The organism is Pseudomonas sp. XP1, from assembly GCF_053557675.1.
In genome coordinates, this window is sequence record NZ_JBNRIJ010000011.1 from 6,273 (window position 1) to 17,666 (window position 11,394).

General features: G+C 62.8%; 10 protein-coding genes. 7 read left to right on the forward strand and 3 right to left on the reverse strand.

Translation table 11 applies throughout. The annotated features are described in order from the left end of the window. The first annotated feature begins 137 nt into the window (after window positions 1–137). Both ACK1U9_RS12295 and groL read left to right on the forward strand, forming a co-directional pair. Entirely contained in the window at window positions 138–431 is a 294-nt protein-coding gene (locus ACK1U9_RS12295) for a co-chaperone GroES (RefSeq protein ID WP_003260750.1), read from the forward strand. Window positions 432–480: 49 nt separating this feature from the next. Continuing rightward, a complete protein-coding gene (gene groL / locus ACK1U9_RS12300; RefSeq protein WP_013974091.1) occupies window positions 481–2,121 on the forward strand; it encodes a chaperonin GroEL in 1,641 nt (546 codons plus the stop codon). Window positions 2,122–2,321: 200 nt separating this feature from the next. Here groL and ACK1U9_RS12305 read toward each other — a convergent pair whose 3' ends face one another. Further along, on the reverse strand, window positions 2,322–3,050 hold the full coding sequence (locus ACK1U9_RS12305) for a phosphatase PAP2 family protein (RefSeq protein ID WP_046616956.1): 729 nt from the start codon (window positions 3,048–3,050) through the stop codon (window positions 2,322–2,324). Window positions 3,051–3,233: 183 nt separating this feature from the next. On the opposite strand from ACK1U9_RS12305, the gene colR reads away from it, so the two are divergent. From colR to ACK1U9_RS12330, 5 genes are all read left to right on the forward strand, one after another. Further along, window positions 3,234–3,917 carry a two-component system response regulator ColR gene (gene colR, locus ACK1U9_RS12310; protein WP_003255215.1) on the forward strand — a complete coding sequence of 228 codons (684 nt, stop codon included), beginning with the start codon at window positions 3,234–3,236 and terminating at the stop codon, window positions 3,915–3,917. Next, window positions 3,907–5,217, forward strand: coding sequence for a sensor histidine kinase (locus ACK1U9_RS12315; RefSeq protein ID WP_046616955.1), 1,311 nt, complete (start codon window positions 3,907–3,909; stop codon window positions 5,215–5,217). Before colR ends, ACK1U9_RS12315 begins: the two co-directional genes overlap by 11 nt. A gap of 107 nt (window positions 5,218–5,324) precedes the next feature. Further along, window positions 5,325–6,008, forward strand: a complete 684-nt coding sequence (locus ACK1U9_RS12320) for a class I SAM-dependent methyltransferase (protein ID WP_153670519.1) — start codon at window positions 5,325–5,327, stop codon at window positions 6,006–6,008. A 6-nt stretch (window positions 6,009–6,014) separates the two neighbouring features. Further along, a complete protein-coding gene (locus ACK1U9_RS12325) occupies window positions 6,015–6,713 on the forward strand; it encodes a lipopolysaccharide kinase InaA family protein (RefSeq protein ID WP_046616952.1) in 699 nt (232 codons plus the stop codon). Then, window positions 6,713–6,946, forward strand: a complete 234-nt coding sequence (locus ACK1U9_RS12330) for a hypothetical protein (RefSeq protein ID WP_046616951.1) — start codon at window positions 6,713–6,715, stop codon at window positions 6,944–6,946. Before ACK1U9_RS12325 ends, ACK1U9_RS12330 begins: the two co-directional genes overlap by 1 nt. Window positions 6,947–7,052: 106 nt before the next feature. Here ACK1U9_RS12330 and ACK1U9_RS12335 read toward each other — a convergent pair whose 3' ends face one another. Both ACK1U9_RS12335 and ACK1U9_RS12340 read right to left on the reverse strand, forming a co-directional pair. Further along, on the reverse strand, window positions 7,053–10,097 hold the full coding sequence (locus tag ACK1U9_RS12335) for a multidrug efflux RND transporter permease subunit (RefSeq protein WP_108480662.1): 3,045 nt from the start codon (window positions 10,095–10,097) through the stop codon (window positions 7,053–7,055). Window positions 10,098–10,109: 12 nt separating this feature from the next. After that, window positions 10,110–11,258 carry an efflux RND transporter periplasmic adaptor subunit gene (locus ACK1U9_RS12340; RefSeq protein WP_108480663.1) on the reverse strand — a complete coding sequence of 383 codons (1,149 nt, stop codon included), beginning with the start codon at window positions 11,256–11,258 and terminating at the stop codon, window positions 10,110–10,112. Window positions 11,259–11,394 lie beyond the last annotated feature (136 nt).

Here is an 11,394-nt window from a genome sequence, read left to right on the forward strand (position 1 = left end):
GCAAGGTTTCTGGTGGCGACACCAGACATTACACAGGTGCTTCGCCCATTGCGGATCACCCCCGGCAACGCCGGACTGCATCAAACCGCCGGTGTCGACACCGGCCGATGAAAACCACTATTTGGGAGAGATCGACAATGAAGCTTCGTCCTCTGCATGACCGCGTCGTCATCCGTCGCAGCGAAGAAGAATCGAAAACCGCTGGCGGTATCGTCCTGCCGGGTTCGGCCGCTGAAAAACCAAACCGCGGCGAAGTCGTCGCCGTCGGCACCGGTCGCATCCTGGACAACGGCGAAGTTCGCGCGCTGGCCGTGAAAGTGGGTGACAAAGTGGTTTTCGGCCCTTACTCGGGCAGCAACACCGTGAAAGTCGATGGCGAAGACCTGCTGGTCATGGCCGAGAACGAAATCCTGGCCGTTATCGAAGGCTGATTTCCACGACTTCCCGTTACTCCAAAGAAATTCCAAGGATTAAACGATCATGGCTGCTAAAGACGTAAAATTCGGCGATTCCGCTCGTAAGAAAATGCTGGTAGGTGTCAACGTTCTGGCTGACGCGGTAAAAGCGACCCTGGGCCCGAAAGGCCGTAACGTGGTGCTGGCCAAGAGCTTCGGCGCGCCGACCATCACCAAGGACGGCGTTTCCGTTGCCAAGGAAATCGAGCTGAAAGACGCCTTCGAGAACATGGGCGCCCAGCTGGTCAAGGAAGTTGCTTCCAAGGCCAACGACGCAGCCGGTGACGGCACCACCACCGCTACCGTCCTGGCTCAGGCCATCGTCAACGAAGGCCTGAAAGCCGTTGCTGCCGGCATGAACCCTATGGACCTGAAGCGCGGCATCGACAAGGCCACCGCTGCCGTCGTCGCCGAGCTGAAGAACCTGTCCAAGCCATGCGCCGACTCCAAGGCCATCGCCCAGGTAGGTACCATCTCTGCCAACTCCGACAACTCCATCGGTGAAATCATCGCCGAAGCCATGGAAAAAGTCGGTAAAGAAGGCGTGATCACCGTTGAAGAAGGCTCGGGCCTGGAGAACGAACTGTCTGTCGTGGAAGGCATGCAGTTCGACCGTGGTTACCTGTCGCCGTACTTCGTAAACAAGCCGGACACCATGGTTGCCGAGCTGGAAGGCCCGCTGCTGCTGCTGGTCGACAAGAAGATCTCCAACATCCGTGAGCTGCTGCCAGTTCTGGAAGCCGTTGCCAAGGCCGGCCGCCCACTGCTGATCGTTGCCGAAGACGTTGAAGGCGAAGCCCTGGCTACCCTGGTAGTCAACAACATGCGCGGCATCGTCAAGGTTGCTGCGGTCAAGGCTCCGGGCTTCGGCGACCGCCGCAAGGCCATGCTGCAGGACATCGCGGTCCTGACTGGCGGCCAGGTCATCTCCGAAGAAATCGGCCTGTCCCTGGAAACCGCTACCCTGGAGCACCTGGGCAACGCCAAGCGCGTCATCCTGTCCAAGGAAAACACCACCATCATCGACGGCGCTGGCGCCGACACCGAGATCGAAGCACGCGTCAAGCAGATCCGTGCCCAGATCGAAGAGACTTCCTCGGACTACGACCGTGAGAAGCTGCAAGAGCGTCTGGCCAAGCTGGCCGGCGGTGTTGCCGTGATCAAGGTCGGTGCCGGCACCGAAGTTGAAATGAAAGAGAAGAAAGCCCGCGTTGAAGACGCCCTGCACGCTACCCGTGCAGCCGTTGAAGAAGGCGTGGTGCCTGGCGGTGGTGTAGCTCTGGTTCGCTCCCTGGCGGCCATTGCCAACCTCAAAGGCGACAACGAAGACCAGAACGTCGGTATCGCCCTGCTGCGTCGCGCCGTTGAAGCGCCGCTGCGCCAGATCACTGCCAACGCCGGCGATGAGCCAAGCGTTGTCGCTGACAAGGTCAAGCAAGGTTCGGGTAACTTCGGTTACAACGCTGCTACCGGCGAATACGGCGACATGATCGAGATGGGCATCCTGGACCCAGCCAAGGTCACCCGTTCGGCGCTGCAAGCTGCTGCTTCGATCGGCGGTCTGATGATCACCACCGAAGCCATGGTTGCCGACCTGCCGGAAGACAAGCCAGCTGCTGGCATGCCTGACATGGGCGGCATGGGTGGCATGGGCGGCATGATGTAAGCCAGCCTTACCCCCTGCACCATGAAAGCCCCGGTTCGCGAGAACCGGGGCTTTTTTGTTTTTCCTGTTGGGGCCATTGGGGCTGCTGCGCAGCCCATCGCCGGCTAGCCAGCTCCCACAGGATTGTGCCAACACTGGGACTTGCGCTGTACCTGTGGGAGCTGGCTTGCCGGCGAAAGGGCCGCAAAGCGGCCCCTGGGTCAGGCGACGCTACGCTCGGCAGCAGGCACCTCAGCCATTCCCCGCCGATACAGGATCAGGTAATACGACCCCAAGCCGATCAACCAGCAGAACACCGCCGTCCACACGTTGTGCGACAGGAAGTGCGCCCCCTGCATCATCCGCCCCAGCGACAGCACCGACCCGGCGACGAAGGCCACCGTCAACGCCACCCGCGCCAGCCTCGGCTTGCGATCACGCAACATGAAGAACAGGCCGAACAGGCAGAATCCGGTCGCGGCATGCCCGCCCGGCCAGCACAGCCCGGGCTTGTCGGTCGCCGGCCGCGGCTCCAGCAGCTTGCTGTAGGTTTCCTTCCCGCCAAACTGGGTCAGGCTCCATGGGCATTGCACCTGGGTCACTTTCTTCAGCGGCGTGACAAATGCCGTGGACAGGCCCAGCGCCAGCACCAGGCAGCCCAGCTCACGGCGCCAGCCGAACAGGCGCTTCCAGAAGAAGCTGGCAGCAAAAGTCACCAGCGACATCACCCCCAGCAGGATCACCCCCTGCTTGACCCGGTCATGCAGGATGTTCTCCAGCAAATAGCTGTGGCGGCCGATGAATTGCCCGGCAGCAGGGTCGAAGAACAGGTTGGCAATGTCCATGTCGACCGAGGTCAGTTCCAGCAGAATCAGGCCCAGCGCGGTCGCCAGGGGTAGCCCCAGGTACAGCCAGAAATTGATCGGGCGAGGGCGGGTTGGTTGCTGCATGACGGCTCCAGGGCGCGAAAAAGATCGGGCATTGTCGGCCGCCCGCTATCCTGTGTCCGTGAAGGATCAGTGAAAAAACCGTCAAGTGCGCTGAATTTTCCCTGGGGCTGGCACCCTGCAGGCATAGGCCTTAAGCTGCGCCTGCCGCGCACCACAGCGAGAAGCGCCGCACAGGAGAAACCGATGCGCATTCTTTTGGTTGAAGACAACCGCGATATCCTGGCCAACCTGGCCGACTACCTGGGCATGAAGGGCTACACCGTCGACTGTGCCCAGGATGGCCTGTCCGGCCTGCACCTGGCTGCCACCGAGCACTACGACCTGATCGTGCTCGACATCATGTTGCCGGGCATCGACGGCTACACCCTGTGCAAGCGCCTGCGCGAAGACGCCCGCCGCGATACGCCGGTGATCATGCTCACCGCCCGCGACCAACTGGACGACCGCCTGCAGGGCTTCCGCTCCGGTGCCGACGATTACCTGCTCAAGCCCTTCGCCCTGTCGGAGCTGGCCGCCCGCATCGAAGCGGTGCTGCGCCGGGCCCAGGGCGGCGGGCGCCGCACCTTGCAGGTGGCCGACCTCAGCTATGACCTCGACACCCTCGAAGTCACCCGCCAGGGCCGCCTGCTCAAGCTCAACCCGGTCGGCCTCAAGCTGCTGGCGGTGCTGATGCAGAAGAGCCCGCACGTATTGCGTCGCGAAGTGCTGGAAGAAGCCCTGTGGGGCGATGACTGCCCTGACAGCGACAGCCTGCGCAGCCACGTGCACCAGCTGCGCCAGGTGATCGACAAACCGTTCGAAAAACCGCTGCTGCATACCGTTCATGGCGTCGGCTATCGCCTCGCCGAGGGCCGTGATGGAGTTTAAGCAAAGCCTTGCCCAGCGCATCATCATTGCCTTTGCCCTGATGAGCGCGCTGGTGGCCGGGGCCTTCGCCTTCGGCATCGTCGGCACCGTGCACCTGGTCGAAGAGCGGCTGATTTCCTCGGTGCTGGGTGGTGACCTGCAACGCCTGCTGCGCATGGACAGCGTCAGCGACTGGAGCCACCGGCCGCGCCCCGACCAGCTTTTCTACTTCAGCGGCGGGCGTGACGACTTCGAACTGCCCAAGGACCTGCGCCACCTTGACCGCGGCTTCCACGAGGTATTCCGCGATCAGCTGTCGTACCACGCCATGGTCGAGATCGTTGATGGCCGCCGTTATGTGCTGCTGCAGGACCAGAGCGACTTCGAGGAACGCGAGCGCGTGCTGTTCGCGGTGGTGGTGGTGGGCTTCCTGCTCAGCCTGGTGCTGGCAGTCATTCTCGGCTGGCTGGTGGCGCGCCGGGTGATGGCGCCGGTAATTCGCCTGGCACGCCAGGTACGCCACCGTGACCAGTTGCTGGGCCTGGCCCCGCCGCTGGCGCCGGACTATGCCGCGGACGAAGTCGGCCAGTTGGCGGTAGCCTTCGACGACACCCTGGGCCGCCTGCGCGATGCGCTGACCCGTGAACGGTTGTTCACCAGCGACGTCAGCCACGAACTGCGCACCCCCTTGATGGTGCTGGCTACCTCGTGCGAACTGCTGATGGAGAACCCGGCCCTGGATGCCCGTTCGCGCAGCCAGGTGGAGCGTGTGGCGCGGGCCACCGAAGAGATGCGCGAGCTAGTCAAGACCTTCCTGATGCTGGCCCGGGCACAGCGCGACGAGGGCGCAGTGGCTTCGCGCGCCACCCTGCGGGAGGTGGCCGACGAACTGGTCGGGGTGTGGCGCGACACCATCGAGCAGAAGGGCCTGGCCTTGTATTACGATGGCCGCGTCAGTGCCAGCCCTGTGCTGTACAACGCTACTTTCCTGCAATCGGTAATGGGCAACCTGCTGCGCAACGCCGCGCACTACACCGACAGCGGCTATATCCGCCTGAGCCTGGAAGCCAACGGTTTCAGCGTGGAGGACAGTGGCGTGGGTATCCCGGAGGAGCAGCGCGAAGCGATGTTCCGGCCGTTCGTACGCGGCGACGAGCGGCGCGGCGAGGGGCTGGGGCTTGGCCTGTCGCTGGTGCAGCGGATCTGCGACGACCAAGGCTGGCATGTCACCCTGACCTCCACCTTGCCGCACGGCTGCCGTTTCGTGGTAGACCTGAGCAATACTGCGGCAAAAGGCGATCCGGACACGTTGGCCGAGTAATCTGTTGTAACAGGTCACTCGGCGCTCAACATATTTTTCACATCAGCATGACCTGATTCCTACGCTTGCTTACCTAATGTGGGCGGAATGGAGTCAGGAGATGCCCAATGCGTAGCCCCATCAAGCTTGAATTTTCCGAGAAGTACGACAAAGAACATGCGCGCGAGTACTTTCTCAAGCACCAGGATGGCCTGGCGCGACGCCTTTCCCACAAGCGTGATGAGCAGTTGGCGCGTCGCGCCTTGGCATTGGCTGGTGAGCCTGGCCTGGTCCTCGACCTGCCATGCGGCGCCGGCCGCTTCTGGTCGTTGCTGGCAGAAAAGCCCAACCGGGTGATCATCGGCGCCGACAACTCCGAAGCGATGATCGAGACAGCCTGTACCGCGCAAGCGCCAGAGGTGGTGGCACGGGTACGGCCTTTGCAGACTTCGGCATTTGCCATCGACTTGCCGGACAACTCGGTGGACAGCATTTTCTGCATGCGCTTGTTCCACCACATTGGCGAAGCGGCGCACAGAAAGACCATTCTTTCGGAATTTCAACGGGTTAGCCGTGATAGTGTGATCCTGTCCTTGTGGGTGGATGGTAACTTCAAGGCCTGGCGCCGGAAAAAGCTGGAACAACGTCGCAACGCCCGAAAGGGCGACCAGGACAATTACCAGAACCGTTTTGTGTTACCGGCCGACACGGTCGAAGAAGAATTCCGAGCCGCCGGCTTCAGAATCCAGGAACGCCTCGACTTCCTGCCGTTCTATGCCATGTGGCGGGTCTATGTATTGCGTAAGGGGTAGTGTTTGATGGCTGTAGCCCAGAAAGGGGAGTCGCGGTTCGATTTTTACTGGCGCCAGCAGGGCGAGTGGGTCGAGGAGCCTAACCAGCGCCGTGGTGGCGAGAGCGGTGTTCAACGCCTCGACGATGGCAATGGCAAGCTACTGTATGCAAAGCGCCAGGTCGGGCATATCTACCGTAGCCTGCTGCACCCTTTCGGCCGGCCGACCGTATTGCGTGAGCTGGATGCGTTGAACAGCTTCGAGCAACTGGGTGTGCGTGTACCGCGCATCGTCTTCTGTGGCGCCGAGCGGGGTGCCGACCAGCAGTGGCGTGCGCTGCTGGTGAGCGAAGCACTCGACGGCTTCGTCGAACTCGACACCTGGCATGCCGAAGGTGCCCGCGAGCGTTATCCGCAGGTGGTGCATGAGCGTATGCTCAAGGACCTGGCAGACAACCTGGCGCGCATGCATCTGGGGCACTGGCAGCACGGCTGCCTGTATGGCAAGCACGTGTTCGTCAAGGTGATTGGCGAGGGCGAGCAGGCCCGGGTCGAAGTCGCCCTGCTGGACCTGGAAAAATGCCGGCGGCGCATCAGCTGCCAGCGCGCGGCGGGCAATGACCTGCGCCAGTTGCGCCGCCATTCGTCGCTCAATGACGCGGAATGGCAAACACTGCTCTACTTTTACCAGATGGCGTTTGGCAGCGCTGTCAAAGGGTTAGGGTAATGAAACTAGAAATAGCTCGAGCTTTGTTCCTGGTAGCTGGCCTGGCGGTGACCACCGTGGCGGTGGCTGCCTGGGAAGAGCCGAGGCCGACTGTGTTCAGCAAGGCCGAGCTGGCCGACCAATGCGCGTTGCCGCGGGAAGTGAAACCGCAGCAACAAGCCGAGGCCGCGCCGGATCAGGACCTGTTGCTGTTCCTGTTCGGCCTGCGCCAGGGGTTGCGGCCGTTCGGTTGAACCCGGTGTAGATGGAAATGCCAGAGGCCTCGCGATTGCGGGGCCTCTGGCATTTTTGCATCTGCCTTACCGGCCTTTTCGCGGGCTTGCCCGCGAAGAGGCCGGATCAGGCTACAGCGGGTTCCCTGGCTTTCGCCTTGTGCGCCAGCAGGGTGTAGATACAAGGCAACACGAACAGGGTGAACAGCGTGCCGATCGACATCCCGGTGGCAATCACCGTCCCGATGTCGAAGCGGCTGACCGCCCCCGCGCCGGTCGCCAGGATCAGCGGCACCATGCCGAACACCATTGCCGCCGTGGTCATCAGCACCGGACGCAGGCGAATCGCAGCGGCTTCCTCGATTGCTTCGCGCACGCTCAGGCCGCGTTCCTCACGCAACTGGTTGGCGAATTCGACAATGAGGATGCCGTGCTTGCTGATCAGCCCGATCAGCGTCACCAGCCCGACCTGGGTGTAGATGTTCATGCTCGATACGCCCAGGAACAGCGGCAGCAGCGCGCCACAGATGGACAACGGCACCGTCACCAGAATCACCAGCGGGTCACGGAAGCTCTCGAACTGCGCCGCCAGCACCAGGAAGATGATCGCCAATGCCAGGCCGAAGGTCACCCACAGCGCGCTGCCTTCCTGCACGTACTGGCGGGCCACGCCGGCATAGTCGAAGGCAAAGCCTTCCGGAGCCTCTTCGCGGGCGATACCCTGCACGGTCTGCAGCGCCTCGCCCAGGCTGACCATGGGCACGCCCTGGATGATCGCCGAGTTCAGCTGCTGGAACTGGTTGAGCTGGCGCGGGCGGGCGCGGTCGGTGATGGTGATCAGGGTAGATAGCGGCAGCAGCTGGCCCTGGTCGTTCTTCACGTAGTAGTTGTTCAGCCAGCCGGGGTTGTCGCGGTACGGCCGCTCGACCTGGGCAATCACCTTGTAGCTGCGGCCTTCGAGGGTGAAACGGTTGATTTCCGCTTCGCCCAGCAAGGTCGCCAGGGTGCTGCCCAAGGTGTCCATCGACACCCCCATCTGCGCCGCCTTGGCCCGGTCGATATCCACCACCACCTCGGGCTTGTCGAAGGCCAGGTCGATGTCGAGGAAGGCGAACTTGCCAGATTCCTGGGCGCGGGCCTTGATGCGCTGGGCCACATCCAGCAGAGCCGGGTAGTCGCCAGCGCTGTTGATGACGAACTGGAACGGCAGGCCCTCGCCGGTGCCGGGCAGCGACGGCAGGTTGAAGCCGAAGATCTGCAGGCCACTGATTTCCTCGAGCTTGCTCTGCACCAGTGGCAGCAGCTCCATCTGCGTGCGCTCGCGCTCGTTCCAGGGCTTGAGCAGGAAGCCGCCGATGCCGGTCTGCACGCCATTGAAACCGTTGATCTGGAACGACGAGTAGTACTCGGGGAAAGCCTTGAACAGCGGGGTGAATTCGTCGGTATAGGCGTTGAGGTAATCAAGGTTGGCCGGCTGAGGCGAGCTGCTCATCATGAAGATCACCCCCTGGTCCTCGTTAGGCGCCAGTTCGTTCTGGGTGAACTTCAGCAGTACCGGAATCAGGCACAGGATGATCACGGCAAACACAAGCACCACGGGCCGGCTGTCGAGGGTGGTGTGCAGCAGGCGCTGGTAGCGCACCTTCAGGCGTTCGAACAGCACGTCCAGGCGGTGGGCCAGGCCGCTGGGGTTCTGTTCCTGGCGCAGCAGCAGGGCGCACATCATCGGTGACAGGGTGAGGGCAACGATGCCGGATATGATCACGGCACCGGCCAGGGTCAGGGCAAACTCCTTGAACAGCGCGCCGGTCAACCCGGTAAGGAAGCCGATCGGTGCATACACTGCCGCCAGGGTGATGGTCATCGACACCACCGGCATGGCGATTTCGCGTGCGCCCTCAAGGGCGGCGTCGAACGGTGACTTGCCTTCTTCCATGTGCCGGTGGATGTTCTCCACCACGACAATCGCGTCGTCCACCACCAGGCCGATGGCCAGCACCATGGCCAGCAGGGTCAGCAGGTTGAGCGAGTAGCCCATCATCTGCATGAAGAACAGCACGCCGATCATCGACAGCGGAATGGTCACCACCGGGATCAGCACCGAACGCAGGGCACCGAGGAACAGGAACACCACCACGATGACGATCAGTACTGCCTCGCCGAGCGTCTTGATCACTTCGTCGATGGAGGCCTGGATGAACAGCGTGGCGTCGTAGGCTATGGATACCTTCAGCGCCGAGGGCAGCTGGCTTTCCAGCTCGGGCATGATGCGCCGCACTTCCTTGATGACGTCCAGCGGGTTGGCGGCCGGTGTGGCCTTGATGCCGATGTACACCGATGGGGTGCCGTCGAACGAGCTGACCGTGTCGTAGTTTTCCGCCCCCATCTCGACCCGTGCCACATCGCCCAGCAGCACGCGGCTGTCGCCGCTGGTCTTGACCGGCAGGGCGGCGAACGCCTCGGCCGACTTCAGCTCGGTGCTGGCGTTGATGCTGGTGACCACGTATTCGCCCTTCACCTCGCCGGCCGCGGAAAGGAAGTTGTAGCGGCGCACGGCATTGGTCACGTCGTTGGCCGACAAGCCATAGCCTGCCAGTTTCACCGGGTCGATCCAGATGCGCATGGCGAACACCTGGTTGCCGAGGATTTCCGCTTCGGCCATGCCCGGCAGAGTCGCCAGCTTGGGCTGGATCACCCGCGACAGGTAGTCGGTGATTTGCGGGTTGCTCATTTCCTTGCTGTAGAAACTGATGTACATCAGCGCCGAGGCATCGGCGGCTTCCTTGCTCAGTACCGGGTCTTCCGAGTCCTGGGGCAGCTTGTTGCGCACTTCGTTGGCCTTGGCCAGCAGTTCGGTGAACAAGCGGTCGCTGTCGGCGCCAATGCGTGCGTAGATGGATATGATCGAGAAGTTCTGCCGGCTCACCGAGGTCATGTAGTCGATGCCTTCGGCACTGGCCAGGCTTTGCTGCAGTGGTTGGGTGATATAGCCCTGGATGGTCTCGGCGTTGGCGCCGGGGTAGGCGGTGGTCACCGTGATCAGGGCGTTTTCCATTTGCGGATACTGGCGGATCTGCAGCTTGTTCCAGGCCTGGAAGCCCAGCAGCAGGATCAGCAGGCTGACCACGCTGGCCAGCACCGGGCGGCGGATGAACGGGTCGGTGAACGCCATGCCAGCCTCCTGTCAGTCCTTGCCCGGCGCGCCCTGTGCGGGCTTGAGGGCTTTGTCCTGGCCGATGCGGATCGCGGCGCCGGGGGTGAGCTTCAGCTGGCCGGCGGTAACCACCTGTTCCCCGGCCTGCAGGCCCTTGCTGACCACCACCATGCCGTCACGGCGCTCCCCAGTCTGCACCGTGCGCTGCTCGGCGGTGAGTTGCGGCTGGCCCTTGTCGTCGTTTTCCGGCTTGCCGTCCTTGTCCCTTTTCGGCGTGGCGACGTATACCGAGTTGCCATACAGGGTGTAGGTGATGGCGCTTTCCGGCACTACCACTTTTGGCTGCGGGTTGGGTAGCAGGACCAGCAGGCTGGCGAACATGCCTGGCAGCAGCTTGCCGTCCGGGTTGGCCATGGTCGCGCGCACCAGCAGGTTGCGCGTGGTTTCCTCGACTTTGGGGTTGATGGCGCTGAGGCTGGCGGGGAAGGTCTGGCCCGGGTAGGCGGCCACCTGCACCAGCACCTGCTGGCCCAGGCTCAGGTGCGGCAGGGCCTGTTCCGGTACGTTGAAGTCGACGTAGAGGCTGGATGTGTCCTGCAGGGTGGCGATCACCGTGCCGGCGGCCAGATAGTCGCCGACGTCCACCTGGCGAATGCCGATGGTGCCGCTGAACGGGGCGCTGATGCTTTTCTTGGTCTTCGATGCCTTGAGCTGGTCGACCACCGCCTGGTTGCGTCTGTACTGGGCGGTGAGGCGGTCGAACTCGCCGCGAGAGATGGCCGAGTCGCCGACCAGCTGGCTGCCACGGCCGAAATCGACCTTGGCCAGGCCCAGGTCGGCCTGGGCGGTGCCGAGCAGGGCGGTTTCCTGGTCGTCATTGAGTTGCAGCAACAGTTGCCCGGCCTTGACCTGTTGGCCCGAGTCGAAATGCAGGGCCTTGACGATGCCTTCCACCTCCAGGCTCAGCTCCACGCCCTGTAGCGCCTTGAGGCTGCCGACGGCGGGCAGGCGCTCTTGCCACGGGCGCTGTTCGGCCAAGGCGGCCGCCACGGTGATGGGCGGCTTGGGGGCAGTGAACATCTGGATCTGCTGATAGATCGAAAAAGCTTTGTAGCCCCCCAGGGCCAGCACGATCAGCAGAACCACGGCCAACATGATGAGCATGCGGCGGCGCAGCATAGGTCCGGTTCCTTGGATAGGGTTGTTATTGGCTTGGACACGACATCGGGCGATCCTGCCCACGTGTGGATGGGGGGAAGTATTGACTGTTTTTGGGGGGAAGGGGAGTGGAATGCCTGTGCCGGCCCCTTCGCGG